The organism is Bacillus inaquosorum, from assembly GCF_023238325.1.
Classification (GTDB): Bacteria; Bacillota; Bacilli; order Bacillales; family Bacillaceae; genus Bacillus; species Bacillus inaquosorum.
Window position 1 is genome coordinate 2,839,013 of sequence record NZ_CP096592.1, and the last position, 25,445, is coordinate 2,864,457.

General features: G+C 42.4%; 30 protein-coding genes, 1 pseudogene and 1 other annotated feature. Of the genes and pseudogenes, 4 read left to right on the forward strand and 27 right to left on the reverse strand.

Annotation, left to right across the window (positions count from 1 at the left end; genetic code table 11):
- Nucleotides 1–117 precede the first annotated feature (117 nt).
- The 19 genes from M1M80_RS14400 to M1M80_RS14490 all read right to left on the reverse strand — a co-directional run bounded on the left by M1M80_RS14400 (nucleotide 118) and on the right by M1M80_RS14490 (nucleotide 11,663).
- Entirely contained in the window at nucleotides 118–483 is a 366-nt protein-coding gene (locus M1M80_RS14400) for an HNH endonuclease (RefSeq protein ID WP_060399187.1), read from the reverse strand.
- The gene (locus tag M1M80_RS14405) at nucleotides 473–817 is read right to left on the reverse strand and encodes a hypothetical protein (RefSeq protein WP_060399188.1); all 345 of its coding nucleotides are present in this window, start codon (nucleotides 815–817) and stop codon (nucleotides 473–475) included. The genes M1M80_RS14400 and M1M80_RS14405 overlap by 11 nt, the downstream gene beginning before the upstream one ends.
- A gap of 53 nt (nucleotides 818–870) precedes the next feature.
- On the reverse strand, nucleotides 871–1,185 hold the full coding sequence (locus M1M80_RS14410; protein ID WP_060399189.1) for an ATP synthase subunit B family protein: 315 nt from the start codon (nucleotides 1,183–1,185) through the stop codon (nucleotides 871–873).
- A gap of 142 nt (nucleotides 1,186–1,327) precedes the next feature.
- Nucleotides 1,328–1,930, reverse strand: a complete 603-nt coding sequence (locus tag M1M80_RS14415) for a BA5345 family protein (RefSeq protein ID WP_060399190.1) — start codon at nucleotides 1,928–1,930, stop codon at nucleotides 1,328–1,330.
- A gap of 81 nt (nucleotides 1,931–2,011) precedes the next feature.
- A complete protein-coding gene (locus M1M80_RS14420) occupies nucleotides 2,012–2,485 on the reverse strand; it encodes a hypothetical protein (protein ID WP_060399191.1) in 474 nt (157 codons plus the stop codon).
- A 436-nt stretch (nucleotides 2,486–2,921) separates the two neighbouring features.
- Complete coding sequence (locus M1M80_RS14425; protein ID WP_019260088.1) at nucleotides 2,922–3,299, reverse strand: ArpU family phage packaging/lysis transcriptional regulator; 378 nt, start codon at nucleotides 3,297–3,299, stop codon at nucleotides 2,922–2,924.
- A 121-nt stretch (nucleotides 3,300–3,420) separates the two neighbouring features.
- Nucleotides 3,421–4,176 carry a DNA cytosine methyltransferase gene (locus M1M80_RS14430; RefSeq protein ID WP_060399193.1) on the reverse strand — a complete coding sequence of 252 codons (756 nt, stop codon included), beginning with the start codon at nucleotides 4,174–4,176 and terminating at the stop codon, nucleotides 3,421–3,423.
- A gap of 171 nt (nucleotides 4,177–4,347) precedes the next feature.
- Nucleotides 4,348–4,863 carry a putative metallopeptidase gene (locus M1M80_RS14435; RefSeq protein ID WP_060399194.1) on the reverse strand — a complete coding sequence of 172 codons (516 nt, stop codon included), beginning with the start codon at nucleotides 4,861–4,863 and terminating at the stop codon, nucleotides 4,348–4,350.
- A 33-nt stretch (nucleotides 4,864–4,896) separates the two neighbouring features.
- Complete coding sequence (locus tag M1M80_RS14440) at nucleotides 4,897–5,436, reverse strand: ERCC4 domain-containing protein (protein WP_060399195.1); 540 nt, start codon at nucleotides 5,434–5,436, stop codon at nucleotides 4,897–4,899.
- Entirely contained in the window at nucleotides 5,433–5,870 is a 438-nt protein-coding gene (locus tag M1M80_RS14445) for a hypothetical protein (protein WP_060399196.1), read from the reverse strand. The genes M1M80_RS14440 and M1M80_RS14445 overlap by 4 nt, the downstream gene beginning before the upstream one ends.
- A gap of 200 nt (nucleotides 5,871–6,070) precedes the next feature.
- Nucleotides 6,071–8,488 carry a phage/plasmid primase, P4 family gene (locus M1M80_RS14450; RefSeq protein WP_060399197.1) on the reverse strand — a complete coding sequence of 806 codons (2,418 nt, stop codon included), beginning with the start codon at nucleotides 8,486–8,488 and terminating at the stop codon, nucleotides 6,071–6,073.
- A 60-nt stretch (nucleotides 8,489–8,548) separates the two neighbouring features.
- On the reverse strand, nucleotides 8,549–8,989 hold the full coding sequence (locus tag M1M80_RS14455; RefSeq protein ID WP_060399198.1) for a DUF669 domain-containing protein: 441 nt from the start codon (nucleotides 8,987–8,989) through the stop codon (nucleotides 8,549–8,551).
- Nucleotides 8,990–9,017: 28 nt separating this feature from the next.
- A complete protein-coding gene (locus M1M80_RS14460; RefSeq protein WP_019260095.1) occupies nucleotides 9,018–9,215 on the reverse strand; it encodes a hypothetical protein in 198 nt (65 codons plus the stop codon).
- A complete protein-coding gene (locus M1M80_RS14465) occupies nucleotides 9,205–10,143 on the reverse strand; it encodes an AAA family ATPase (RefSeq protein ID WP_060399199.1) in 939 nt (312 codons plus the stop codon). The genes M1M80_RS14460 and M1M80_RS14465 overlap by 11 nt, the downstream gene beginning before the upstream one ends.
- Before the next feature lie 3 nt (nucleotides 10,144–10,146).
- Nucleotides 10,147–10,701, reverse strand: a complete 555-nt coding sequence (locus tag M1M80_RS14470) for a host-nuclease inhibitor Gam family protein (protein WP_060399200.1) — start codon at nucleotides 10,699–10,701, stop codon at nucleotides 10,147–10,149.
- 66 nt (nucleotides 10,702–10,767) lie between these two features.
- Entirely contained in the window at nucleotides 10,768–10,905 is a 138-nt protein-coding gene (locus M1M80_RS14475; protein WP_164906783.1) for a hypothetical protein, read from the reverse strand.
- Nucleotides 10,895–11,170, reverse strand: a complete 276-nt coding sequence (locus tag M1M80_RS14480; protein ID WP_041055414.1) for a YqaH family protein — start codon at nucleotides 11,168–11,170, stop codon at nucleotides 10,895–10,897. The genes M1M80_RS14475 and M1M80_RS14480 overlap by 11 nt, the downstream gene beginning before the upstream one ends.
- Entirely contained in the window at nucleotides 11,167–11,322 is a 156-nt protein-coding gene (locus M1M80_RS14485) for a hypothetical protein (protein ID WP_166638362.1), read from the reverse strand. The genes M1M80_RS14480 and M1M80_RS14485 overlap by 4 nt, the downstream gene beginning before the upstream one ends.
- 68 nt (nucleotides 11,323–11,390) lie before the next feature.
- A complete protein-coding gene (locus M1M80_RS14490; RefSeq protein ID WP_060399201.1) occupies nucleotides 11,391–11,663 on the reverse strand; it encodes a helix-turn-helix transcriptional regulator in 273 nt (90 codons plus the stop codon).
- Nucleotides 11,664–11,942: 279 nt separating this feature from the next.
- On the opposite strand from M1M80_RS14490, the gene M1M80_RS14495 reads away from it, so the two are divergent.
- Genes M1M80_RS14495 through M1M80_RS14505 form a run of 3 tightly spaced genes read left to right on the forward strand, consistent with a single transcriptional unit; the run spans nucleotide 11,943 to nucleotide 14,304 of the window.
- Nucleotides 11,943–12,377 (forward strand): helix-turn-helix domain-containing protein, encoded by a 435-nt coding sequence (locus M1M80_RS14495; protein ID WP_060399202.1) that lies wholly within the window; start codon nucleotides 11,943–11,945, stop codon nucleotides 12,375–12,377.
- A 13-nt stretch (nucleotides 12,378–12,390) separates the two neighbouring features.
- The gene (locus M1M80_RS14500) at nucleotides 12,391–12,837 is read left to right on the forward strand and encodes an ImmA/IrrE family metallo-endopeptidase (protein WP_060399203.1); all 447 of its coding nucleotides are present in this window, start codon (nucleotides 12,391–12,393) and stop codon (nucleotides 12,835–12,837) included.
- A gap of 30 nt (nucleotides 12,838–12,867) precedes the next feature.
- A complete protein-coding gene (locus tag M1M80_RS14505) occupies nucleotides 12,868–14,304 on the forward strand; it encodes a recombinase family protein (protein ID WP_178938628.1) in 1,437 nt (478 codons plus the stop codon).
- A 12-nt stretch (nucleotides 14,305–14,316) separates the two neighbouring features.
- Here the strand turns inward: M1M80_RS14505 and radC are convergent.
- From radC to valS, 6 genes and pseudogenes are all read right to left on the reverse strand, one after another.
- Nucleotides 14,317–14,724, reverse strand: a pseudogene (gene radC / locus M1M80_RS14510) (RadC family protein); the annotation flags it as partial.
- 36 nt (nucleotides 14,725–14,760) lie between these two features.
- Entirely contained in the window at nucleotides 14,761–15,330 is a 570-nt protein-coding gene (locus tag M1M80_RS14515; protein WP_003237578.1) for a Maf family nucleotide pyrophosphatase, read from the reverse strand.
- Nucleotides 15,331–15,481: 151 nt separating this feature from the next.
- Nucleotides 15,482–16,480, reverse strand: coding sequence for an SPOR domain-containing protein (locus tag M1M80_RS14520; protein ID WP_060399204.1), 999 nt, complete (start codon nucleotides 16,478–16,480; stop codon nucleotides 15,482–15,484).
- Between the two features lie 133 nt (nucleotides 16,481–16,613).
- The gene (locus M1M80_RS14525; protein ID WP_060399205.1) at nucleotides 16,614–17,360 is read right to left on the reverse strand and encodes a prepilin peptidase; all 747 of its coding nucleotides are present in this window, start codon (nucleotides 17,358–17,360) and stop codon (nucleotides 16,614–16,616) included.
- A gap of 141 nt (nucleotides 17,361–17,501) precedes the next feature.
- Nucleotides 17,502–18,794, reverse strand: coding sequence for a bifunctional folylpolyglutamate synthase/dihydrofolate synthase (locus tag M1M80_RS14530; RefSeq protein WP_060399206.1), 1,293 nt, complete (start codon nucleotides 18,792–18,794; stop codon nucleotides 17,502–17,504).
- A gap of 59 nt (nucleotides 18,795–18,853) precedes the next feature.
- Nucleotides 18,854–21,496 carry a valine--tRNA ligase gene (gene valS / locus M1M80_RS14535; RefSeq protein ID WP_060399207.1) on the reverse strand — a complete coding sequence of 881 codons (2,643 nt, stop codon included), beginning with the start codon at nucleotides 21,494–21,496 and terminating at the stop codon, nucleotides 18,854–18,856.
- A 59-nt stretch (nucleotides 21,497–21,555) separates the two neighbouring features.
- Nucleotides 21,556–21,778: a binding site (T-box leader), on the reverse strand.
- A gap of 165 nt (nucleotides 21,779–21,943) precedes the next feature.
- Here valS and M1M80_RS14540 point away from each other — a divergent pair.
- Nucleotides 21,944–22,135, forward strand: a complete 192-nt coding sequence (locus tag M1M80_RS14540) for a hypothetical protein (protein WP_003222590.1) — start codon at nucleotides 21,944–21,946, stop codon at nucleotides 22,133–22,135.
- 18 nt (nucleotides 22,136–22,153) lie between these two features.
- Here M1M80_RS14540 and cotN read toward each other — a convergent pair whose 3' ends face one another.
- Nucleotides 22,154–23,179: a spore coat protein CotN gene (cotN, locus tag M1M80_RS14545; RefSeq protein ID WP_060399208.1), complete on the reverse strand. Its 1,026-nt coding sequence runs from the start codon at nucleotides 23,177–23,179 to the stop codon at nucleotides 22,154–22,156.
- 32 nt (nucleotides 23,180–23,211) lie between these two features.
- Nucleotides 23,212–25,353, reverse strand: coding sequence for a LysM peptidoglycan-binding domain-containing protein (locus M1M80_RS14550; protein WP_060399209.1), 2,142 nt, complete (start codon nucleotides 25,351–25,353; stop codon nucleotides 23,212–23,214).
- Nucleotides 25,354–25,445 lie beyond the last annotated feature (92 nt).

Consider the following 25,445-nt stretch of genomic DNA (forward strand, 5'->3'; position numbering starts at 1 on the left):
ATTTCGCCGGGAGGGTATTTTGTTTTTCCGGAACTTTGAAAAGCGGTGTTTGTTTGCAGAAGAGGGGGCGCCGTTCTCCAAACGTTTCCTTTCCAGAGATTTGGATAGGGGGGAGGGTCACTTGCCCTCTCCGCCATGAACCTTGTTATGACAGGCGTTACACAGGCTTACAAGGTTGTCCAAGTCTAATCTTTTCGACCAATCTTCCTTTACTTCCACAATATGATGCACCATGTCAGCTGGAGTGAAGCAATGATCTTTCAAACAATGCTGACAGAGATAATTGTCTCGTATCAATCCAAGTTGTCTTGTTCGTTTCCAATCTGTTGATTTATAAAAACTTGTTATTGTTTTGTTTCTTGAATGTTTGTTGTAATGTTTTGTTTCTTCTTGTTGCTGTGTCTTGTGTTCATCGCAGTACCGGTCACGGGTGAGGCTGGGGCACCCAGGGGCGGGGCATACTCTTAGGGGCTTACGGGGCATACCCTTCACCTTGCTCATTCCTATTGTAAAAGTTCTCTTTCCACAACAACTTTGGCACTATCAATTCTCCGTTCTCATCACTCTCATTAATCCCTAAACTCTCATAAGAGTGATGAAGTAATCCTTTAACTCTGCTGTATGGATGTACCTCACTTATACGTGCAATACGTTCAACTGCTAATAGGTTATGCAATCCATAGTCACCAAGGCACCCTAAAGCGTCTACGATATCAGCATCCTGCCAAGGGCAACCTGAGACACGCAATTGGTATAAACCCTCATGTACCATTGCTGTAGTTATATTGTGCTTTGTGGCAGTGTTATAAGGTAGCATGGTGTGACCTCCTTTTAAAAACAAAACGCCTTCCATTAAGAAACAGAAAGACGTTACTGATTTATTATTTTATTCTCTTGATCAATCAGCGGATGCATGAGTATCTTTATTTGAGCATTCACCTTTTCATATTCAGCAAGCAGGCGCTCTGCTTTTTTTAGTCTTTTTGCTTTTCTATATTGGTTTCTTATTGTTCTTATTCTCTTTTGAAGCGATCTAATATGAGGCGTAGTCACAGAGCAAACTGTTTTATGCTGGCATGATGGGCATTGAATGAACCCAATTACTACGCTATTTTCTTTTTTGTGCTCGAGTAAAACGATATGATGTTCATCGCCACATTGTTCGCATTTGCTAAAAGGTTTCATAGTGCTCCTCCTTCCAAGTCTGAACCATATTCTTTCTAAACTGCCCCCGTACTCAAGCCGTTAACCGCCAATATTCTATCCTGAGATTTACCGGAAGCAGTTTACAGAGAATATAAAAAAGCACCTTAATAGAGGTGCCATTTTATTCATTATTAGATTGTTGAGAATTATCACTCGAATTACTTTGATTTTCAAACTCATTTACTCTGTCCATAAAATATTCTAGGTTCCTATCAAAATAATAATAATTTATCAGCATAATCATTATTAGAGCACCGTTACCACTTTCAAGTATTATCGTTTTTACGCTGAGTAAGTTTAGATCTGTACAACAGAGGATTATTATAGTCACAAATGACAGCATTAAACTTGTAAGCAAGCCCCTTCTTGCATGTAGTTGCCCTAAACGATAACTGTATATGTTTTTGATTCCCTTACCAAGTTCTTCTTCTTCAACGATTCGCTTGTCTATTTTAAACTCTCTATCAAAGTAAACTAACCATTTTCTTTTTCTGTATTCAGGAATTACAAACCACAAAAACAAGCTAATCTGATGAATGATATGCCCTAAAATTATTCCTAGTGCTGCTGCTAGTGCAGTAAAGCCTACAAGCGAGAAACCTTTATACTTTAGAATTTGGGGTATATACCCTGGTTCGTTTATTAAGTACAACAGGGTTATAAATATCATAAACACCCATCCCGGCATTCCCCATCTTACTAAATATTTCGATTCAAAATTCAACTTAATCGCCCCCACCTTTATTATCGGTGAATGAGGCGATCTAAGAAACAATTTGCAGAATTTGTCGATAGAATTTATAAATTAACCCCAGTCTGTTATGCGTACTGTCTCTTGCTTAATATCTGCTTCAAATTGTCGTCTTGCAACGTCGGATAAATTTAAACTAGTTAAACAATTCCAAAATGATTGTATATAAGCTTCTAGCGCCGGTGGAATGGCCCCTACAGCTGCGGCTATAGTTGCTTGTGGACCAACAACAGACGAAGCTGTTGCAGCTGTATATACAATATTCGTAGCAACCCCAGCTGCTATCAAGTGGCAACGTTCGATTTCACTTCTAACCACATCTTCGAACGTATCAGGATATCTTAAATAAGCATATACTCTAAAACGACTCCTTCTTGTTTTAACACATGGAAGTACTATATCTTCCCTACACATTCGACCTGGATTATTCCAGGTTGGGCAGGGACGATAAGTCCACCCAGTTACACATGTAGTAGTCATGACTTCCGGATACTCAAAAGAAAATAAAGTTTTATCTAATACAGCCATTGCAAAACCTCCAAATTTTTTTATAAATCAATAAAGATTATGTATTCAGAGATTGTATCAATTCCTAAAATTTAACAAATCATTTGAGCTTGTTGCTATAAAGTATGTCTTACATATACTCCGAGAGGAAGCCAAGTATAGCAAGATCGCACAATGAAACACGATAATACTATTCTCCCGATACGGACGCCTCAGACTAGCTGCTATCCAGGCTCAGAATGTTCCTCTCGTTTTGGCTTCATTCCTCAACACCTTTGTTCCGTATCCGAATTCGTCTTGATAAGGGAAAGACGCTTCTCCCGTATATTTCGATAAGTTTTATTTATCGTATTTCGTTGATAGGTTAAGTTTATCGAGATTTCAAACATAAATAGTCCCCCTTTTTGTCCCCTAAAATGTCCCCTGTTTTATCGGGAATTTGTCGATAAAAAAGCACTCAGATAATTCCGAGTGCTGTGGCAATACGTAAGATGGCACGCTGTTTTATTTCATAATAGGTGTCCTTCTTCATGCCGAGTTCCATATAGATATGAATGTCTTTTGTTTGGCTGGCTGTTAAGTATTTTTTCTCAATGATCATCCGTTCTTCATCGTCCAGGCTGTTTTCTAACGCCCTTTCCATCTGTTTGACCTTCAATTCATTTAATATGAAAGAGTCTCTGATAGAAGGAAACGGGCTGATGCCAGCGTCAACCGATTCCTTTTTATTCTCAAGCTGTACTTTCAAAGCTCGATAATCTTTGAGTTCTTTGATCACGATTTTTCGGACTGCCTTCAAATCCACAGGATGAAGGAATGAAAGTTGTTCTGTCACACCCGTCCTCCTTTCCTCTATTTTTCGTGTTCCCATTTTTGCAAACGGCTCTCTGTGAAACAAATCCACAGAAGGAGAGCAATTGCATTAAACATGAAAAGAGCAGTTATAATAGAGATAATCACTCTGTCGCCTCCTGATCCATAATAGCTTTGAATATCGGGTAAATCTGCTGAGGGACAACTGCGTTTCCTAAAGCTATACTTCTGTCCACCCGATTGGGAAACCCATCATCCACTCCAACAGCTGGGGATTGATGTATTTGCCAGTAAGATGGGGAAATTGATGGCCCAAGCCACCTGGCAAGATCACCCCGTGTGTTCCGTTCGTTTCCGAAGGAGTTAAAGGCCTGATCGGTTTGTGATTTTGACTGGCGGCCGGAGTGGGCAACAACAAATGTCCTGTATCTTTGATGCGGCGCACCGACACTGACAGCCGGAAGTACGAATACCCTTGCTTGGTAGTTTTCACTTTCCAAATCGGAGAGGACTGTGTCCAAGCCCATTGTGATGTGTCCAGCAACATTCTCTCCAACAACCCAATCGGGTCGTAATTCTTTTGTGAGTCGGAACATTTGAGGCCAAAGCCATCTATCGTCCCGATCTCCTTTTCTTTTCCCGATAACACTTTCACCCTGGCAGGGATATCCTCCTGAAAGAATGCCAATTGTTTCACCTGGTTCGATCACTCCTTTTTCCTGTAAAAGCCGTCTGTTCAAAGCGCAAACATTATCAACGATGAGAACGCCCGGGAAATTCTTTCTTAAAACCCTCTGACAGAAGACATTTCGTTCACAGAATGCGACTGTTTTAATGCCTGCCCATTCAGCAGCAAGCGAAATACCCCCGATACCAGCAAATAACTCGATGCTTTTCATGCCTGATCACCTGTTATTACTTTTGAGCCCACATTCCAACGCATACAACATAGCTTTAAACTTGCTATTCTCATAGGGACCGTATATTTTATTTTTCATAATCAATACAAACTCATGTTCGGTTTCAATGCATGCAAAATCCCCTAGTATAAAGTTTCTAATTACCCCCATTTATTTCACCCTCGATAGACGCTGTACGTCTGAAATAGTCATTTGATGCTCTGCTTCACGGACTGCCTCGGCAAATGTTTCAATACCGGTATCCCATAAACCATGGCGCTCGATAATCTCAGAGAATTCCTCAACGTCATGCTCGCGGATTCCCCAGCTGTCTGGATCAGTGGCAGCGCCGTACACAGTCACCCATTTACTTTGGTCTTTCGGGTCAGGCTCTTCCCATTCTTCACGAGTAAAATGGCAAAGCTCATGATCTACCAGGGCAGCGCGTTGTTCCTCCGGCATCGTCTTCCATGCATCTTTATTGATAAACACGAAAAGCATGTAATCGGTCATATGGCGCTCAAAAGCCGTGCATTTCTTCGCCTTTCCTGCCCATTTGCTGTTACCCTCACGGAGATAAAAACCTATTTGCTGTTTAGCATCTTTTAAATGTGGGTGGTGCTCGTCAATTATGCTTTCAGCCAGCTGCCGTACTTCCTTCGATTCCTCAAAACCTACAAATGCCATGTTACTTCCTCCCTTTGATTGTATTATTCATATTTACACAAGCCCGCCTTTCAGCAGTTCCCGGGCCATATAATGAAAGTGATGGTAAATGTAATTTCCGGTAGCGTTAGGGCTAAGAAAAACAGTTGAAAAGCCGTAACGAACTTCAAATGTTTTTAAGCTGCCCAGCAGCGCTTTCGGTTCATACTTTGAACGATATTTTCCGTTTAGAATCTTTTGGTACCCTTCCAGGTCTTCCACAAGAAGAGTGAATGGATGTCTGGACGCCCGGATCAATTCATTTTCAAAACGAGAACGGTCTTTAATCGACTGCACCAGCTCGTCCACTCCGTTTTTCCGTTCAATGGCTGCATTCAAATACATATCACGACTAATTCCAAATTCGTCATTCTTCGGAATCATGGCAGAGTAATCGCCGGTTTTCATTCCTTTGAATTTGATTGCCACTTTCTTTTTACGGAGATAATCAAGAACATGCTGATTCTTTTGCTCTCTCGTATCCACAATAATGATCATGCTGTCCAGAATTTCTTTTAACTCCGTTTCCGAATAGTTATAGTGAATAATTGTCATGCTTTCTTCCCCTTAAAATACGACATGGCCCGATCATAAATTTCTATGGAAAGCCGGTCCGTTTCCTCACTTTCAAAGTTTGAAACGGATTCCTTTAGCTCCCTCCAGCCGTTCTCCCAAAAGAGAACAAGCAATTTCATCACCTTCATAACTGATTCATAATCATGATTGAACCAGTCATCTATTTTTCTATTTATATCTTGATCAATGCCCATGAAATAATTAATGATTTTATCTATTGTCTGTTTCACATTATGTTCATGATCCGAGTATTCACCTTTCAAATACCGGATAATTCGCTTTTTATAAGATTGGACAAACGCCTCAAGTTCCGGATAGACTTTCTCTGGTTTCTCAATATAAAGATCGTTTCCATCAAGAACCAAACGAGAGCCCAATACCTCTAAATCGGAACAAATTTGTTTTGGGTGCAATTTTCTCACCTCTTTTTATCAAAACGGGTTAATGAGTTAACGAAGGTTAATGCATTTTGTATTAAAGCCCTATATATATATATTTATTTTTTATTAATTAATTTTCATGTGAGGGGAACAAACAAAATCATTAACCCTTATTAACCCTAAAAATAATTAAAATCTATAGATAGAGCCTTAACCCCTTGGTACTAAAGGATTTATAGCTTTTTTCTATTTATAGAAGTAACCTTTTTGGAGTCACTGTTTGCATTTGATTCATTAACCCCTTCGTTAACCCTTTCCGAAAAATTCAAGTGGCTCTGATATTTGTTTAGCCCTATACCATAAAAGAAGACTTTATTTTTCGCTCCGTTTTCCTTCTTAAACCCTCGAATTTCAATTTGTCTATAAAAAGCACGATTTTTGAGTTCAATCTCATCATTTTCATAGCACCAGTTTTTGTAATCCTTATAGAGCTCTTTTGCTTCAATTTTTGCTGAGGGATGAACAACACATCTTTCTGATATATACGGCCCTAATATATCCATATCCTCGCGGTAACCTTCCGTTGCTTTTCGGATCACTTCTGGTTCTTTAAGCCCTTCCTTCTGCCACTTCAAGCAGCCTTCCACCGCCCACCTGAGAATGCCAGGCATTTCTGCAGCAAGTTTCTGCGGAAGCTTTTTGTCCACTTTCTCTTTTGGAATGGTGACAGTGAACGGGACAAGCCGGATACGTCGCCAGATACCCTCGTCGCTTCCCTTTACGATTGGTTTATGGTTTGTCGTAAAGAACACTTTAAATTCTGGGGTAAACTCAAAATATTCCTGGCGTAAGAAACGCGCGGACATCTTTTCGCCCCCGGTGATCTGCTTCACCAACGACTCGGACAGCTGCTGGCCTTCTTCACTCTCAACGGCCGATACAAAGCGCGCCCCGTCGAGGCGGGCTATGTCATTGTTGATGCTGCTATCATTCTTCTTTTTTATGAATGTGTCGCTGTTCGTCTGCCGGCCATAGTCGCCCAGCAGCTGCTGAACTGTATTGATAAACGTTGATTTACCGTTACGGCCATTACCAAACAGAAAGAACATGACTTGTTCCGTAGTATCACCGGTCAATGAATAGCCAATTGCTTTCTGCATAAAATCGATAATTTCATAGTTTGGTTGCCCTTGTTCATCTATAAATATGCTTTCTAAGAATGTTTTCCAGTTTGGGCAATCGGCATCCTTTTGATAAGCCACAGATGAAATTTTAGTAAACAGAAAATCACGATCATGCGGCAACAATTCACCAGTCTTTAAATCGATCACACCATTCTCACAATTAAACAGATATTTATGAGAGTCGAGTTCTTGTTTTCTTACAGCAACCATCGGCCGGGTATCCAGGATGGTGTTCATTCGAATATTGCGACGTTCGCATTTTTTAGCCCAATCGTTAAGCTGCTTTTTTCTGTAGCCGTCTTCCGTGGCTTTCGCTTCCCCGTATATGGCCCGGAGAGTTTGGGCAGTTAATGCCTCAATCTGCCTTTTACTATCTTCCTCCCACATCTTTCCGTTCCAGATTAACCAGTCAAGCTCGTTACAGTACCTGATATTCTTGCCATGGTAATATACAAGCCTTTCAGCGTTCCCTAACTCGGTTAAATGAAAGACCGGCGCCGTGTCTATGATTTCCTCTGTGTCCGCAACATGTGAGGCTGCAGGCTGCGAGAAATACACTTCATACGGTTGCTCTTGCTGTTCCATCAAGTCAGATATTGTGGGGCCTGTCGAGTAGATAGCTGCAGCAATGGTCATTTCTCCATATGTAGCACCATCAGCTGAATGCTGCCGATCCCACTTTTCACGGAATAAATCTGATTCACGAAACATGGAATCCATTTTAGCCGCGTCCTTATCCGTCCAGAATGCCAAGTGATTACATAAAGCCATATCTGTGGAAGAATGATCGCCATTAATCAGTTGGCCGTTAAACAGGTCCTGAATGCTTTTACCGTTTTTACTGTTGAACATTCTTTCCCAAATTTCTTTATTTGAAAGATTACTCATATCGCTTGTTGATTGTGATCGGGTGCTGACCGGTTTTGCTTCTTCCTTCTCTGTCAGGTAATTATCAAAGATAGTTTTGATTTCCTCTGATCGTTCCTGAACAGGTCCAACATCAAGACTGTTTCCGGTGAATGTGAAATAACGGCCATGCCTGTATACTTCCAGGCCTTTATCTATATTTTTTCTTCCTGTGCCCGGTCCGCGTAATGGGAGCTTACCTTTTGCGATAATATGAACACCCTCACCACTCGGAGAGTATTCAGTATAGCTACTAATTGTCTGTATGATTTCCTGAGCGAAAGGAGACAGAACACCATCATCTACACAGTGATCTATATCTATTCCGATGAACGGATCATCTTTAGAAAACATGAAGCCGATGCCGTCATACTCCTGTTCATTGAAAAACTTCATGATAGTGGCAAAGGTGGACCAGGTTCTCTTATTGCTTGATTGAGCCATGCTCCCGTCAATCTGATATGGCACTTTCGTTTTTTTGCCGTTACGCTCTTCCGAACGCCATAGAATCCACTGAGGGGCGTTTTTTAGCTCTTGCGGTATATTTTTAAAATCGTACATGTATTAACTCCCCTTTAAAAACGAGGGAGCTATACACTCCCTCAAATGTATTTCTTGTAATCAAAATGGTACATCGTCATCGCTCACTGTAATTGAGCCTGTATCCGGCGCCGGCGCTTCTGACGGCTTAAACGCTTTGACTTCTGGATATTTTTTGCCGTTATGCTCTCTTTCTCCGACAACTAGGCGGATCGGTTTATTGAGGAAAGCGTTGGCCCATTCAATATGATCCTTAAATTTCATTCCGTTCGGGAAGCCCGCGGCCTTTGATGCTTGATGAAATCTCCACATTGCATTCTCTGTAACAGTGAAATTGTCGTATAGGATTTTCTGGCCCTGGCATGCCTGCTCAACGTCAGAACGGATTTCATAGTCTACGACAAGTCGCTTATTTCCGGATGAAGCTGCTGTTTTTTCCTCAAAATTAATAACCGTTGCCTCATATTCTCCTGGTTTAATTGGTTCAAAAGCTTCGCCTTTGCTGTGGTCTACTGTGAACATGTATAATTCCTCCAATTTTTCGTTAATTTTATTTGCCGTTTAGTACAGCTACAAGATTTTGAGTAATTGAATCCACTACATGCGGATCGGTGATGTCTTCATTTCGCAAATCATAAATTACACTGTCTATGCCACTATTCAATCTATCAATCTCTGAAATTAACCAGGGCACATCAGATATAGTCGCATGCCCCCGAATCTCTTCGAGCTTTGAATCATTTTTCACCTGGCTCACCTCCCAGTACGCTGTTTAATCTTTCGATAGCAGCCTTAGCAAGTTTGATATTCCACTGGTCCAGCTTCTGGTTGGCTTTGATCTGGAACTCCTCAATCATTTGCGCAGCCTTTTCATTCTCAGTAATCATCGTTTTGATCTGAGAAATTAAGCCGACGCGCTCCGATTCTTCCTCCGCCTTTACGTCAATGCCAAGCTCAAGCCACTGATAAAGTTTGCGGCCGACTTCCGGGTTTAGCTTGATTGAAGAGCCTTCAAACATCCGCGTATTGTCTTTTGACGTCTCAGCCATATGATCAATACCAATTGTAAAATTGAGCATAAACTCGTATTCCATTTCATCTTTTTGGACGGGCTTTGTCCCAACCTTACGTGGAGCCATTTTGCCTTTATCATCGGGCTCGACGACATACTCTGTTTTTGTTCTCAATGTCGCCAAGATGTGAACGTCATTTTGTGTTAATGTCTTAATGAGTTTGGTTGTTTCCGGCGCAAGTTTGCCCCAGTTTTGAAACGAGTTGCCGGACATGCTGCCATGTGTTTCAACTATTCCGCCTTCACCCTGCCAGTTGTGTGAGAGTGAATCAATTACGACAACTTCGGCACCGGCGTTCTTAATTGCTTCGACTGCCATTTGATATCGTTCTGTCGTATACGGCGGTGTAAAATCAATATGCTTAAAGCTACCGATGCGAATTTCATCAAACTGTAAATTAGCGTACAGTTTTGCGCGTCGGTGCTCAGTATCGACAACGCCGATCTTTGACCAGATTTCCTCGTCGTTTGCTTCTGGATATGCCTCACGCATCATTCCGTAAGCTACCAGAAGGGCGCCGGCCGTCTTACCGGAACCACTCGGACCGATAAAACCCACAATTGCTTTTTCCTTTTCACGCTGCGCGTCTGTTACTTGAAACATCCCTTACACCTCCACTTTGAAGCTGACTGTTTCCGGCTGCACTTCTACGCCCGGGACAGCTTGTCCATTTGAATCTATTACTATTGGTTTACCTTCAAGCTCGGTGACAGTGAGTGTCTTTTTAAGATCACCCCATGCCACAGACTCTTTTATAAACTCTTCCATACCGGCATCCTTCACATGCTGCAGAAGTTTTTCCTTGTCCACTTCTTTAGGTGCTGCTTTTGTTGTCCGGCTTTTAGATTTCCCATAAGGTGTGGAAAGTGTTTTTGCCTTCGGGTCTTCCTGCAGCTGCTTTGTATGATAGACACTCACCAGGTTTTCAAAGAATGAAAGACTGTCTGCTAAAGGCTTAAGCTCTTGCCTTTCCCATTCTTCGATACGTTGTTTTTCTGTGGCTGCCAGCGCTTTGATTTCCTTTTCCTGCGACTTAAGTGCAGCTATTTTCCGGAAAGCCCAGTTCAGGCTGTTCATATCAGTGATTTCAAACTGTGGACGGTTCCCCGGCAGTTCGCCGTTGTTAATTTCATTTAATTCAAAATCCTGCAATGGATTCATATGAGACACCTTCCTCTATTTGATTTTGTTGAGAGTTCCATTTAAAATGAAGTTGCTTGTTTGTTTTTAGTCCACATTGCCGTGTGGGCTTTTTTTATTTACTTCTTCATCGGCATCCTCTTCCCGATCTCGGTCATACTGGAGATACTCTTTTGGATAACCGTAACGATTAATTTCCGTTATGATCGGATGCTCAAGATTCATATACAGGCCTCTTTACAATTGAGACATCAAGACCTTTACTAAGAAATTGAGTTGCAACTTCATGTAGCTGAACGACTTGTTCAGGATGATGCATCCGTTTGATTTCCTTGAACATTTCAGCAGCTGACAAACAGAGATCAATACATTCATCGAAATTGTTATCCTCTATTTCATCTGGAAGCAATTCGTTCAGCAGAAACTGTGCGGATGCCAATTTACGTTTAGCTTTTTCCTTATCTGATTTAAGAAATTGATTTAGATTCATGCTTTTACTCCCTTCATTTCTAAATAGACATGACAACATTTGACCATTTGTTTGTTAGAGAAATGAGCAATTTTAAATCGGTTCTTTTTGATCATCTTCTGCTCAAATTCAGCGAAGAAGGCTGCAAGTTCAATTGCCTTTTCTTTCGTCATTTGATTTGTCTCCTTTCTCCAATGCCTCTTTTTCGAGAATTCTTGGAACCGATAACTTCATGAAAATTTCATAAAGCCTGGCTTCTACATGTGCTGGCAGCTCTATCATATCCACCCTCCTCAACTACTTGTATTTCCGTCATTTTTAACACGTTTAAATCCAGATTTATAAAAATCGCTATTCTGGAAAGTGTCTTTGTACTTGGCAGATATCTTCCGTTTTCAATGTCAGAAAGATAAGTCCTAGACAGGCCTAGCGCCTTTGCCATTTCTGTCTGTTTCAAGTGCTTTTCTTTCCGTTTGTTTTTAATTAAAGCCCCAAGCTTTTTCCCATCCAGCATGTTTATCACCTCCCGTTAAGGTATGGCTAAATTGTACGGTATTCACGACATTTTGTAAAAGTCGAAATATGACGAAAATCAAGCATTTTGAAGATTTAGAGAGTATTTAGCTTGTATTTCCGTCATTTCACTAAAAAATACTTGTATTTCCGTCATTTTTGGTATTGTATTTCCGACATTTGGGCACTATAATTGGGACATATCAAACGACTCGTGTAACCTCGTGTAAGCTCGTTTAATGCAGTGAGGTCCACTGTGTTGTAAAGGAGATAACCGATAATGACTGTAGGGCAAAGAATTAAAGCTATTAGGAAGGAACGGAAGTTAACTCAAGTACAACTGGCTGACAAAGCTAATCTTTCTCGTTCATACCTTGCAGATATTGAAAGAGATAGATATAACCCAAGCCTTTCCACCTTGGAATCTGTAGCAAGCGCACTCGGTGTGCAGGTCTCTGCAATTGTTGGTGAAGAAAACCTTATAAAAGAAGAGCCTGCAGAATATAACGCTAAAGAAGAAAAAGACATTGCAAAGCGTATGGAGGAAATAAGAAGGGACTTAGAGAACTCGGATGGACTAAGCTTCTCTGGCGAGCCTATGAGCCCTGAAGCCATTGAGTCCCTCATGGAAGCAATGGAACACATCGTCCGTCAAACGGAAAGAATCAATAAGAAATACACTCCAAAGAAATACAGAAAAGACGATCAAGACTAGGGGGCCTTATACTTTGATAAAAGCAGCTGTGCAAAAACTAATTAAAAAGTATAAAACCAGTAATCCTTATGAACTTGCATCATATTTAAATATCAATGTTTTTCAATGGGACTTACACCATGAAATAATGGGGTTTTATAAATACGACAAAAGAAACAAATATATCGTTATCAATTCTAACTTAAGCCAAGGTGAAAAAACATTTGTCTGTTCTCATGAACTGGGGCACGCACAATTGCACCCTCGTGCTAATACCCCTTTCATGAAAGAACATACTCTTTTCTCAGTTGATAAGGTCGAAGTTGAGGCAAATACTTTTGCCGTTGAACTTCTTCTTCCCGACTGGGTTATAAGCCAGTATAAAACTACAAACTTTACCCTAAAAGACGTTGCTGTGATGAATGGGGTACCTGCAGAGTTAGCACATTTAAAAGATTTATCGGGGGTTAAAAATTTTTAACCTCAAAATAGAACATACGTTTCTAGGAGGATGTTTCAATTGGAACTAATGGAAGCGAACAGCCTTAAGAATGTTGGAATATACGTTAGGGTTTCGACAGAAGAACAAGCAAAAGAAGGCTATTCAATCGCTGCTCAAAAGGAGAAACTGAAAGCCTATTGCGTTTCCCAAGGATGGGCAAACTACAAATTTTATATAGACGAAGGAAAATCAGCTAAAGATATACATAGGCCATCACTTGAATTAATGCTCAGACACATAGAACAAGGCATCATTAACACAGTGCTAGTATATAGGCTCGACAGACTGACCCGGTCTGTTCGTGATCTCTATTCTCTTTTAGACTACTTTGACAAGTACAATGCCGTTTTCAGATCCGCCACTGAGGTCTATGATACGGGATCAGCAACTGGCAGGCTTTTTATCACGTTAGTTGCCGCTATGGCTCAATGGGAAAGAGAGAATTTAGGGGAACGGGTAAAAATGGGTCAAGTTGAAAAGGCTCGACAGGGACAATATAGCGCCCCTGCCCCCTTTGGTTTCACAAAAGAAGGTGAGTACCTGGTAAAGAATCCTCAAGAGGGCGAAATTCTTTTAGATATGGTAGATAAGATCAAAAAAGGCTATTCACTCAGAGAATTGGCAGACTATCTCGACGAATCAGATGCTATGCCGAGAAGGGGTTATAAATGGCATATAGCCTCTATACTCGTAATGTTGAAAAACCCCGTACTTTACGGCGCTTTTCGGTGGGGTGATGAGCTAATTGAAGATGCTTTTGAAGGCTATATCTCTAAGGAGGAATTTAAACAGCTACAAAAAATATTGCATGATCGGCAAAATTTTAAAAAAAGAGAAACCTACTCAATTTTTATATTCCAAACAAAAATAATATGCCCAAATTGCGGAAACCGGCTTACAAGTGAGCGATCTAAGTATTTTCGAAAAAGAGATAATAAGCATGTAGAAAGTAACCACTATAGATGTCAAGCCTGTCTTTTGAATAAACGCCCTACCATTGGAGGCAGCGAGAAAAAATTCGAAAGAGCTTTAATTGAGTATATGCAGAATGTAAAACCAAGACTCGAACCGAAAATACCGGAAGAGAAACAACAGGACTTTGATAAGCTCCATCAAAAAATACTCAGTATTGAAAAACAAAGGAAAAAATATCAAAAAGCTTGGTCTATGGATTTAATGACTGATCAAGAATTTGAGCAACTAATGGCAGAAACAAAAGATGCTTTGCAAAAAGCGCAAACTGCCTTAGAACAAGAGCAAACTTTTCATAAACCTAAAAACCCCATTGATATAAAGCGTGCTAAAGAAATTGTAACTATGTTTAACAAAAGTTGGTCTGTCTTAACCAGCGAAGAGAAAAGACAAATAGTCCAAGAATTAATAAAGCAGATTGAATTTGAGAAGAAAGACCGTAAAATCAAGATTTTAGACATCCAATTTTATTAGTGTTTATGTAAAGTATAAGCAGACAAAATGCTCCTGGGTTAAAAAGCGCATATCCTCCATGACAAGATTTGCGCCGTCTTCCGGGGAGCGAATGACGAAATGTTCTTCGTTGGCTAATTTATGAATCCGGCTTCCAAGCTCAACTGCCGCCAGTATTTGGACCGCTTTTACCATACCGATTCCCGGAATGCTTGACAGCTCTTCAACTGACGCTTCTTTCAGCAGACGCAGCCCGTCAAAAGAGCGCAGCAGCCGGTTTGACAGGTCCATAACAGATTCGTGTTTAGTGCCTGTCCGCAATAATATAGCCAAAAGTTCATGATTCGCTAAGTTCTCGGCTCCGACTTTCAGAAGCCGTTCTCTTGGCTTTTCTTTCGTTGGGAAATCTCTGAGTTTTAATGGCAGATCGTGTATGATCAAGCACTCCTTTTCTTTCCCTTCCCGTTTATAGAACTGTCATCCCTTCATATCAAAATGGCGAAGAGCTCTCATCGTTTTTGATATAGGAAGGCCCATGACTGAATAATAATCTCCGTCTATTTTCTTTACAAAAAGCGCGCCTCTTCCTTGGATGCCGTATGCACCTGCTTTATCCATCGGCTCTTTTGTTTCAATATAAGTCCAAATCTCTTCTTCACTGAGGGGCCAAAACGTAACTTCTGTCTTATCATAAAAAGTTTCGCTGTGATTTTCGGCTTGTATGCTGACCGCAGTTATCACTGAATGACTTCGGCCTGAAAGCCTCCGCAGCATAGAAGCGGCTTCTTCTTGATCTTGCGGTTTGCCGAGACATTCGCCGTCCAGGCATACCATTGTATCAGCGCCGATAACGATTGCATGCGGATGGAGATCAGCTACAGCCTTAGCTTTTTGTTTTGCCAACCATTGGACGTTTTCTTCAGGTGAAAAGTTTCGATTTAATTTTTCCTCTACTTCACTGACAATAATGGAGTAGGGCAGCTGGAGAAGATCGAGGAGTTCTTTCCTGCGCGGAGATTGTGATGCAAGTATTAGCGGCTTTGTCATGTTTGTCATCCTTTCAGGGTTTGCTTAAGAAAAAAAGATACTCGTTTATCCTACCAAATCACGAGGCTTGTCACAATTTCAGAAAAATAACTTTTTCATGACAAAATAAAAAAAGCCTGTCACTAAAGGACGAAGGCTCAGGCATTTTCTCTTATTTAATGACGGCTAACAGCTCCTGCTGAGCCTTCCACCCGGCTTCAGCACTTGGGTCCTCTAATTCTTTTAATGCCTGCAAAATCGCTTTTTTCTCTCCTCCTTCAGACGCTTCTGTTTTACCAAGCGACTTTTCTATTTTCTCTACACTCGCTTTTGTAATGTCTTCACCAAGAATCGCCTTTGCTGCAAGCTCCGCTGTTTCCTTGAACGAATCTGTCATATCTGACTCTATTGATAAGGAAAGCTCCTTGCCTCCCCAAGCTTCAAAATCGCTGTCGATCAAAAGCTGTCCTAACTGCTGTGACACGTCCTTATCACCGGCTAAGCCTGCGATGACGTACGTATACCCGTCATCCTTTGACAGTGACACGGCGGAGTAGCCTTTTGCGGTCAGTTGTTCAGTTAACGTTTCGGCACCCTTTTCATTTGAGAATTTTCCGGCTTGTACAGCGTACGTTTTATATGTACCTTCAGTTTGTGCCGCTTGTTTTTCTGCGCCTGAGCTTTGTTTTTCAGCAGATGTATCTCCGGCTTTTGCTGTTTGGCTTCCTAGAGAATCATCTAGAGAAGCCGGTGCCGACGCTTCTTTATTGCCCGAGATGTTTAACGCGAATAACCCTAATCCAGTGCCTATGACGGCCGCAAAGGCAATCGTCGCCGCCACTTTTTTTACCGGCTTGGCCGCCCCGGCCTTTCCTTTTGAATACAGCTTTGTTTTTTTCTTTTGATAGGACGGAACGACTTTTGGATCCTCTTTAAACACCTTGTCCTCCTCGGAATCCCAGTTAAATTCATCTTCATCAGGATGTTCATGGGATGCCGCAACCTCTTGCTCTGCCTTTCTCTTTTCCTCCCAATTTGAAAATGTCATGCTTTTTTCCGTCTCAGTCTCAGGCGTCTCCTGTTCGTAAACCGTCTCTTCTTTTCCATTAATCGTCACCTTGAGGGCTTTTTCTGCGGCTTTACTGTTTTTTTTATTCTTTCTTTTTTTCAATTCCGCTTCCTCCCTTCATTTGCTTGACCGTTCTTGTCGGCTTTTCATGCTACACACTTTAGCACAGGCGAAAAAAAAAAGAACAAGACTTTTGTCGTCTTGTCCAAAAAACGTTCGTCAAATTTTTCAGCAGTCAGCCCAATGCCATTTTGATATAAAAAGATATGATAGAGTCACCGTATAAATAAGCTAAAATGCTCCCTGCAGCAATTGCGGGGGCAAAGGGAAGCGGCTGTCTTTTGGCGTGTCTTCCAGTCAGGACAGCTGCCGCTCCATACAATGCACCTATCAAAACAGAAAAGAAAAAGGCAGCTGCCAGCATTTTCACACCAAGTACAAAGCCAATCACCGCAAATAATTTAATATCTCCTCCCCCTATTCCCCCATGGGTGATTGCGGCAATTAAGGCCAGGAATAGAAATCCGGCGGCCGCACCTAACAGGCCGGCATACCAGGAATCAAGCGGAGAAATCAATCTTGCAGCGGCTAGAACGGGAACAAAGAAAATTAATATCCGATTTGGTATCAGCATAAAATGAATATCTGTCACTGCAACGATGATGAGAAGAGAGATAAACACGAGAGCGGGAAACAGTTCCGGAGACGGGCCAAAGCGTATTCCTGCTGCCGCAAATAAACACGCTGTCACAAGCTCTGCCACAGGATACATAAAAGAAATTCTGTGCCCGCAGCTTTTACATTTGCCTTTTTGGAAAAGGAATGACAGGATGGGGATTAATTCTGCCGGGGTTAAAGTCCGCCGGCAAAACGAGCATGCCGAACGGGGCGTGATAAAGGATATATGTAAGGGGATACGGCACCCGGCCGTATAATAAAATGAACCAAGGATAAACCCGAGGATAAAGAGAATGGGAAGCATAGACAACACACCTTTACTCACTGTAGATTCTGGTATGGATTGTAGCAGAGTGAGCGGCCTGAACTCTAATCGGGAATATTCAATTTTACACATAAAAAACCCCGGCAGAATCTCATTTTCGATACTGCCGGGTGGATGCCTTTATTGCAATCTTTTGCGGATTTCAGAAATAAAATAAAGTGATCCGGTAATGAGCACAATTTCATTTGAGCCCTTTTTGCTTTCTATGAATTCAATCACATTGTCCGGGTCCTCATTCCAGCTTTTATTGCTGATTTCACTTGCATCATAGAGATCTTTTGCAAGAGAAGCACGCGGGAAATCAAAAGAAGCAAAATGGATCGCATGCGCTATGGTTTCCAATCTCTTAATCATATTGTGATACGGTTTGTCCTTTAACGCGCTAAATACCACAGAAATGCGGGAGTCAGGGAAACGCTGCTTCATCGTTTCCACCAGCTTTTCAACGCCTTCTTCGTTATGCGCACCGTCTAAGTATACGGGCGGATGTTCTTGAACAAGCTCTAACCGTCCCGGCCAAGCAGCCTTTACCAGCCCGCTTCTTAGCGCTTCATCACTGATATGGGCAATATCCTCCCTATTGAGCCACTCCGCAGCCAAAATGGACAAAGCCGCATTTTGTCTTTGATGGGTGCCGATCAGAGATGTTCGAACATCTTCATAACACTTCTCGCCCGTTTTGAATGAAAACTGTTCTCCGGCAGGCAGAGCCTCTTCATTGAAAATAACACATGTATCATGTAATGACTGGAACGGCGCAGCATGTCGTTCAGCTTCATGACGAATGACCTGTAGGGCTTCCGGCTGAATAACAGCTGTAACGATAGGAATACCTTCTTTAATAATTCCGGCCTTTTCCCCAGCAATTTCTTCAATGGTGTTTCCCAAAACGTTCATATGGTCGTGTCCAATGCTTGTGATCATAGTTAAAAGCGGTTCAACCACATTGGTAGAGTCGAATCTACCGCCCAAACCTGTTTCAAAAATAACAAAGTCGACCTTATGAAACTCAGCAAAATATAAAAATGCACAAGCCGTCATAATTTCAAATTCTGTCGGCTGGCCGTAGTCCGTTTGATCTAATGCTTCAACGTGCGGTTTAATCTGATTAACGAGTGTTGTCCATTCCTCATCTGAAATCGGTGTCCCGTTTACGCTGATCCGTTCATTAAACGTAATGATATAAGGTGACGTAAACGTTCCAACCGAATATCCGGCTTCTTGCAGCATAGAACGGATAAAAGCGACGGTTGATCCTTTGCCGTTTGTTCCTGCTACGTGGAACGCGCGGATTTTTTTTTCAGGATGGCCTAACCGCGCCATCAGCTGCTTCATTCGGCCGAGTCCGGGCTTCACTCCGAATTTCAGCCGCCCGTGAATCCAGCTGCGCGCTTCTTCATATGCAGTAAACAATGATAATCCCCTCTTTTATAAGTCAAGGCGGTTTCTATAGAAACCGCCCCGGCTTTTCATTAGCCCTTCAGCTCAGCCATTCGTTTTTGAACAGCGTCACGCTTTGCCACATAATCTTTTTCTTTTTCACGTTCTTCATCAATTACGTGCGCAGGCGCTTTTTTCATAAATCCTTCATTACCAAGTTTCTTTTGGACACGCTCGACTTCTTTCGTCAACTTATCGAATTCTTTTTGCAGACGGGCAATTTCTTCATCAATATTAATTAAGCCTTCTAGCGGAAGAATAACCTCTGCTCCTGAGACAACAGCCGTCATCGCTTTATCAACAGCTTCGATATCAGTGCCGATTTTAAGTACGCTCGGATTCGTAAAGCGTTCAACGTATGAACGGTTCGCCTCGAGGCGGGCTGCTATTTCGTCTGTGCTTGTTTTAATATACAGTTCAACCTGCTTGCTCATTGGCGTATTGACTTCACTGCGGATATTACGTACAGAACGGATCAGCTCAACAAGAAGCTTCATGTCAGCTGCCGCTTCAGTATCAGTATGTTCCGGCACTACAACAGGCCATTGACTTACTGTAATCGATTCCCCTTGGTGAGGAAGGTGCTGCCAAATTTCTTCCGTTAAGAATGGCATAAACGGATGGAGGAGGCGCATCGTTTGATCCAGTACGTAAGCAAGGATAGAACGGGTTGTTTTCTTAGCCGCTTCGTCCTCTCCGTAAAGCGGAAGCTTCGCCATTTCAATATACCAATCACAGAAATCGTCCCAAATAAAGTTATATAAATGGCGCCCGACTTCACCAAATTCATATCGATCAGCAAGCTGGGTCACATGCTCGATCGTTTCATTTAATCGCGTTAAAATCCACTTGTCAGCTACTGATTTTTCGCCTGACAGATCAAGCTCATCGTACGTCATGCCATCCATGTTCATTAATGCAAAACGGGAGGCATTCCAAATTTTATTGGCAAAATTCCAAGTCGATTCCACTTTTTCATAGCTGAAGCGCAGATCCTGGCCAGGAGAGCTTCCAGTCGCAAGGAAATAACGTAAAGAATCGGCTCCGTACTTGTCAATGACATCCATCGGATCGACACCGTTGCCAAGAGATTTACTCATTTTCCGGCCTTGCTCGTCACGGATTAAGCCATGAATTAAAACATCTTTGAACGGGCGCTCTTCTGTAAATTCAATCGCTTGGAAAATCATGCGAGACACCCAGAAGAAAATGATGTCGTACCCTGTAACGAGAACATCTGTCGGATAGTAGCGTTTAAAGTCTTCAGCCGTTACATCAGGCCAGCCCATAGTGGAGAAAGGCCAGAGCGCAGAACTGAACCATGTATCCAGTACATCTGTATCCTGTTCCCAATTTTCGCTGTCCTCAGGCGCTTCAAGCCCAACATATAACTCGCCTGTTTCTTTATGATACCAAGCAGGAATGCGGTGGCCCCACCACAGCTGACGGGAAATACACCAGTCGCGGATGTTTTCCATCCAGTGTAAATACGTTTTTTCGAAACGGTCAGGCACAAAGTTAACTTTTTCTTCTTTCTTTTGCAGCTCAATCGCTGCATCAGCAAGCGGCTGCATGCGCACAAACCATTGTGTTGAAAGATAAGGCTCCACAACAGCCCCGCTTCGTTCACTATGGCCGACAGAGTGCATATGATCTTCGATTTTGAAGAGAACTCCCGCATCCTGTAAATCTTTCACGAGCTTTTTGCGGCATTCAAAACGATCCATACCTTGATATTGCAGGGCATTTTCATTCATCGTTCCGTCTTCATTCATGACAAGAATTCTTTCTAAATTGTGGCGGTTTCCAAGCTCGAAGTCGTTCGGATCATGAGCAGGCGTAATTTTCACTGCACCTGAACCAAATTCCATATCTACATAGTCATCACCGACAATCGGAATTTCACGATTTGTAATCGGCAGGATTACCGTTTTTCCGATAAGGTGCTTATAGCGCTCATCTTCAGGGTGAACGGCAACAGCTGTATCACCGAGCATCGTTTCAGGACGTGTCGTCGCAATTTCAATCGAGCCTGAACCGTCTGTGAGCGGATAGCTCATATGATAGAACGCGCCCTGAACATCTTTGTAAATAACCTCAATGTCGGATAGAGCTGTTTTTGTTGCAGGGTCCCAGTTAATAATATATTCGCCTCTGTAGATCAGGCCTTTTTCATAAAGCTTAACGAAAACTTCGCGAACTGCTTTGCTTAAGCCTTCATCCAGCGTAAAGCGTTCACGGGAATAATCAAGGCCAAGCCCTAATTTGGCCCACTGGCTGCGAATAAAGTCAGCGTACTCTTCCTTCCACTTCCATGTTTCTTCGAGGAATTTCTCGCGCCCCAAATCGTAGCGGGATTTGCCTTCTTCACGAAGTTTCGCTTCCACTTTAGCCTGTGTCGCGATGCCGGCGTGGTCCATACCCGGAAGCCACAGCACATCATAGCCCTGCATGCGTTTCATTCTTGTTACAATGTCTTGCAGCGTTGTGTCCCACGCGTGGCCAAGGTGAAGTCTTCCTGTTACGTTTGGCGGCGGAATGACAACAGCATATGGCTCTTTTGTCTGGTCACTGCCCGCTTCAAAAAATTTGCCTTTTAGCCAAAAATCATATCTGTCTTTTTCAACCGCTGCCGGATCGTATTTCGTCGGCATTGTTTGTTCATTTGTTTCCATGATAACCCTCCAGCATGTTTAAAAATGGCTGAGAACGAAAAAAGAGCTTTTCATCCCTATAAAAGGACGAAAAGCTCTTTCGCGGTACCACCTTTTTTCATGAACTCTATCAGTTCATGCACTTATAACGGATAACGGGTGTTTCCCGAATTTCTCTACTCTTCTTTCAAGAAATTATGCTCCCGGGCGACCTTCCAATCAGACAACATAAGAAGCCTTTCAGCAAACGGCTTCTCTCTCTGCATGCGCCTTTTTTGTACTCTTCCCGTTCTAAGCAGGTGTATTTATCAGCTCATTATATACATTATTTATGTTCTTTATTATAGTAAAAGTGTTTTTGATTCGTCAATCATCTTTTCCAAAAACACCGCTTTCTATACAAATGGGCAGGCACCTATTGCCCAAGTTTACATATGATGCTTGTAAATGCGTAGAGGAGGATGCACCGTGAAGAAACGATTCAGCTCTTATTCACTGCCGCCGTGGGTCAGGCAAATTCGGCTTGTATCCGCGCAAGTGATTATCCCCATTACAATTTTTCAAGGGATCAGAACTATTTTCTTTCCGACAACCTTTGATGTTTTGCTGCTCGCAATCCTAATCTTTTTAGCTTGCGCTCTTCATTTAGAATGGATATAAACAAACAAGTCCGCGCCATTAAGACGTGGACTCGTTTTCAGCCTGAAATTTTTTCTCTTGTTCAATCTGATGAATTTTCATCACAAACGGCTCTATATTTTTCATTTGCCAGTAAGCCTTTAATAAATGCGCACATTCATCTTTTTCATGCTGTCTTTTCCCGGTTTGATAACGGTTCAGCACCTTGTACATGGCTGCCGGATATGCCATATAGCTGAGAAAAAGACTGACTTCGGCTTCACGCAAAGGGAATGATTTCGTGTATGCATAAAACCATTCAACACATTCCGGACAAGCTTTTGGAAAGCCTCTGAACATTTTTGTATAAAAGCCGAGCAAGTCGTTTTGCGGCGGGCCGGCAGACGCTCTTTCGAAGTTTGTGAAATACCCGGTCCCGGCGTCATTATACAGAAAATGGTGTATAGATAGGCTGCCGTGGTTCATCACAACCCTTGAGATGCCCTTTTCTTTTGCCGACTCATACCAGTCCTCCAACCGCTCCAGTGCAAAGTTCACCGCGGAAATGGTTTCTGAAAAATAGGTTACGGCTTGGAGTTCAAAAGGGGAAAGGTACCATTCCTTCTCCGCTCTGTCCACAAACTGTTCATAGAAAATTTTATCATTTTCCCACTTTTTTTTCGTTTGTCCGTAATAACGTTCAATATCATTACGGCTGACCTTCATTTCCTGTGCAGTTCTCTCGTGAAGACGGGCTGCTTCTCTAAATAAATAAGCATGTTTCTGATCCCGTTCTTCCTCTTGGTCAAATTGGAGCCAAGGCATTAAATAATAGGAATCTCCTGATTGTACGCCCGCTGAGAAAAACTCACCGCTATTTGTTCTGTAAACGGGAACAAATGAACGAAAACCTTTTTCCTCAATCGCCACCATATGATCTGTAAACTGTTTGCTGCGAACCGATTTCAATTTTTTCAGGGCGAATACGCCGTAGTCTGTATACACTTTCCATACAAGAGGACTGACAGGCTCAATAAATTGAGCAGTCAGTCCGTATTCCTGAAGAACCGATTGGGTTTCTTCCATTCCATTCACCACATTTTCCGATCGCTTACGGCTTACGCATGGCTGTTGTTATATTGAGGAATATAAAGGATCTGGCCTGCTTTCAATTCATCATCCAAGGCTAAGGAATTCATCCTGATCAGCTGCTGGGAGGTGATTTCATACCGTTCGCATAAACGTTCGATCGTGTCTTCCTGCTGAACAATGCATATTTTCATTCTCGAAAACTCATCCTCTTCTCTCGTAAAGAGTTTTGTTAAATAAAGAGAATTATTACTTTCTTTTGTTTGAGATTCCTTCGTTTCAGCAGCAGGAGTAACCCTAGGAACAGCATCCGCTTCCTTCCTTTCAGTCTCAGATGTTTCAGGCAGCTGGAAGGATTGAAAAGGTGTTTCTTCCTCAGGCTCTTCAGCCGGAGGTATTTTTCTCACTTCAATTTCAAAGCTTTCTTCCTCTTGTTCTTCCTCCTCCAATAGTTTAGGCGCTGAATAAAAAGAATCCCCATCTTCTTGTTCGGGCAGGAAGGTGCGGTATGCCGGTGCAAGCTCTTCTTCTTGAGATGCCTCCTTCGAGCTTGCTTTTTGATTAGTAGGATGATGTGAATCGGCTTCGGCATTCTCTGCATATGCAGCTGATGCTGGTTTCCTCTCTCTACTTTCCTCTATAGAGAGAACCGCCTCAGTCACAGTCTCCGAAGCTTCATCCGCTTCTTGACGAAGTGCGGGCCCAGCCTGTTCCGGTTGATCTGCTTCTTTCTTTTCTTGACGAAGTGCGGGCTCAGCCTGTTCCGGTTGATCTGCTTCTTTCTTTTCTTGACGAAGTACTGGCTCAGCCTGTTTCGATTGATCTGCTTCTTTCTTTTCTTGATGAAGTGCGGGCTCAGCCTGTTCCGGTTGATCTGCTTCTTTCTTTTCTTGATGAAGTGCGGGCTCAGCCTGTTCCGGTTGATTTGCTTCTTTCTTTTCTTGACGAAGTGCGGGCTCAGCCTGTTCCGGTTGATTTGCTTCTTTCTTTTCTTGACGAAGTGCGGGCTCAGCCTGTTCCGATTGATCTGCTTCTTGACGAAGTGCGGGCTCAGCCTGTTCCGATTGATCTGCTTCTTGACGAAGTACGGGCTCAGCCTGCTCCGGTTGATCTGCTTCTTGACGAAGTGCGGACTCAGCCTGTTCCGATTGATCTGCTTCTTCATTTTGAGCCTCTTGACGCAACGCATATTCAAGAATAGAGGACACTGGTGTTTCTGCTTTTTCCTCTTCAATTGCAGTCTCTTCTTGTAGCTCAGCTTCCAAAGCAGGCGATTCTTCTGCTCCAGAACCTTCACGAAGCTCTGCCTCTGCTGGAGAGTCCGCGTCTATCCGAACATCTGCTAATGCAGCTGCTGGCTCTGGCGTTTCTTTTTCTGCTTTAACGATCTCTTGAATTTCTATTTCTGATGCATTAGGTTCTGGCTCAGCTTCTTCTGTTTCCGATTCTTCACGAGACTCCGCTTCCGGCACTACAAGCTCTGCTGGCTCGGCTTCTTCTTTCACACCTTCTCGCGCCTCTGGTTCTGAAGCAACTGATTCCGGAGGCGCAGATTCTGCTTTTTCTGTTTCCAGCTCTTCACGAAGCCCGGTTTTCGAGACAAAAAGTTCTGGCGGTTCATCCTGCATAATTGCTTCCTCTGCCGGATCTGCATCCGTTTCTAATGCACTGTGTATCGGCGGCTCAGAAAGCTCTTCCTCTCTAAATGCCGCAGGAGCTTCATATAGAGGAATCTCCGGCTCTTTATCTGCCGTATCATCCAAAAGCCCTTCGATCGCTAAATCAGCCTGAATCGTTAAAATGCGCGAATCCGTTAATTGATAGTCAAATGCGTCAATAAAGACGAAGACATCCTGTAAATGGCTCACTTTATTTTTCGGAATGGTAATATCCACAGGAAAACAGTGAGTCAGTTCCGCACTTCCATCCTCTCTCTTTCTGACTTCTTCAACAAACCGCTTATCTGTATAAAACTCTTCAGTATGTTTGTTTTGATCTATGTTGTACTCACCTGTAAGTTCAAGCGATCCTCTGATTGATACATAATCATTTACTTCTTGAACCCTAATATCAGGATCTAATGAAATAGAAAGCAGTTCAGAAACTTCCTGTCCTTTTTGGAAACAGATCGATTCTTCTACAGAAAATTGCAATCGATGATTTTGCGGCAAGTTCATATCCTCCTTTCATCTAATCCTTAAAATTAGATGTCACTAAAGGTGTATGTATGAACTGGGGAAAATATGAGTGGGAGAGCACAGAA

What these genes read in the sequence shown, in the direction of transcription:
- M1M80_RS14410 (WP_060399189.1), bottom strand. Translation starts at nt 1,185, where the DNA reads ATGAAACCTTTTAGCAAATGCGAACAATGTGGCGATGAACATCATATC.
- valS (WP_060399207.1), bottom strand. Translation starts at nt 21,496, where the DNA reads ATGGAAACAAATGAACAAACAATGCCGACGAAATACGATCCGGCAGCG.
- M1M80_RS14470 (WP_060399200.1), bottom strand. Translation starts at nt 10,701, where the DNA reads ATGAATCCATTGCAGGATTTTGAATTAAATGAAATTAACAACGGCGAA.
- M1M80_RS14490 (WP_060399201.1), bottom strand. Translation starts at nt 11,663, where the DNA reads ATGCTGGATGGGAAAAAGCTTGGGGCTTTAATTAAAAACAAACGGAAA.
- M1M80_RS14435 (WP_060399194.1), bottom strand. Translation starts at nt 4,863, where the DNA reads ATGGCATTTGTAGGTTTTGAGGAATCGAAGGAAGTACGGCAGCTGGCT.
- M1M80_RS14465 (WP_060399199.1), bottom strand. Translation starts at nt 10,143, where the DNA reads ATGTTTCAAGTAACAGACGCGCAGCGTGAAAAGGAAAAAGCAATTGTG.
- M1M80_RS14515 (WP_003237578.1), bottom strand. Translation starts at nt 15,330, where the DNA reads ATGACAAAGCCGCTAATACTTGCATCACAATCTCCGCGCAGGAAAGAA.
- M1M80_RS14430 (WP_060399193.1), bottom strand. Translation starts at nt 4,176, where the DNA reads ATGAAAAGCATCGAGTTATTTGCTGGTATCGGGGGTATTTCGCTTGCT.
- M1M80_RS14495 (WP_060399202.1), top strand. Translation starts at nt 11,943, where the DNA reads ATGACTGTAGGGCAAAGAATTAAAGCTATTAGGAAGGAACGGAAGTTA.
- M1M80_RS14440 (WP_060399195.1), bottom strand. Translation starts at nt 5,436, where the DNA reads ATGACAATTATTCACTATAACTATTCGGAAACGGAGTTAAAAGAAATT.
- M1M80_RS14475 (WP_164906783.1), bottom strand. Translation starts at nt 10,905, where the DNA reads ATGAATCTTGAGCATCCGATCATAACGGAAATTAATCGTTACGGTTAT.
- M1M80_RS14485 (WP_166638362.1), bottom strand. Translation starts at nt 11,322, where the DNA reads ATGACGAAAGAAAAGGCAATTGAACTTGCAGCCTTCTTCGCTGAATTT.
- M1M80_RS14505 (WP_178938628.1), top strand. Translation starts at nt 12,868, where the DNA reads ATGTTTCAATTGGAACTAATGGAAGCGAACAGCCTTAAGAATGTTGGA.
- M1M80_RS14525 (WP_060399205.1), bottom strand. Translation starts at nt 17,360, where the DNA reads ATGCTTCCCATTCTCTTTATCCTCGGGTTTATCCTTGGTTCATTTTAT.
- M1M80_RS14405 (WP_060399188.1), bottom strand. Translation starts at nt 817, where the DNA reads ATGCTACCTTATAACACTGCCACAAAGCACAATATAACTACAGCAATG.
- cotN (WP_060399208.1), bottom strand. Translation starts at nt 23,179, where the DNA reads ATGGAAGAAACCCAATCGGTTCTTCAGGAATACGGACTGACTGCTCAA.
- M1M80_RS14480 (WP_041055414.1), bottom strand. Translation starts at nt 11,170, where the DNA reads ATGAATCTAAATCAATTTCTTAAATCAGATAAGGAAAAAGCTAAACGT.
- M1M80_RS14420 (WP_060399191.1), bottom strand. Translation starts at nt 2,485, where the DNA reads ATGGCTGTATTAGATAAAACTTTATTTTCTTTTGAGTATCCGGAAGTC.
- M1M80_RS14400 (WP_060399187.1), bottom strand. Translation starts at nt 483, where the DNA reads ATGCCCCGTAAGCCCCTAAGAGTATGCCCCGCCCCTGGGTGCCCCAGC.
- M1M80_RS14450 (WP_060399197.1), bottom strand. Translation starts at nt 8,488, where the DNA reads ATGTACGATTTTAAAAATATACCGCAAGAGCTAAAAAACGCCCCTCAG.
- M1M80_RS14455 (WP_060399198.1), bottom strand. Translation starts at nt 8,989, where the DNA reads ATGTTCACAGTAGACCACAGCAAAGGCGAAGCTTTTGAACCAATTAAA.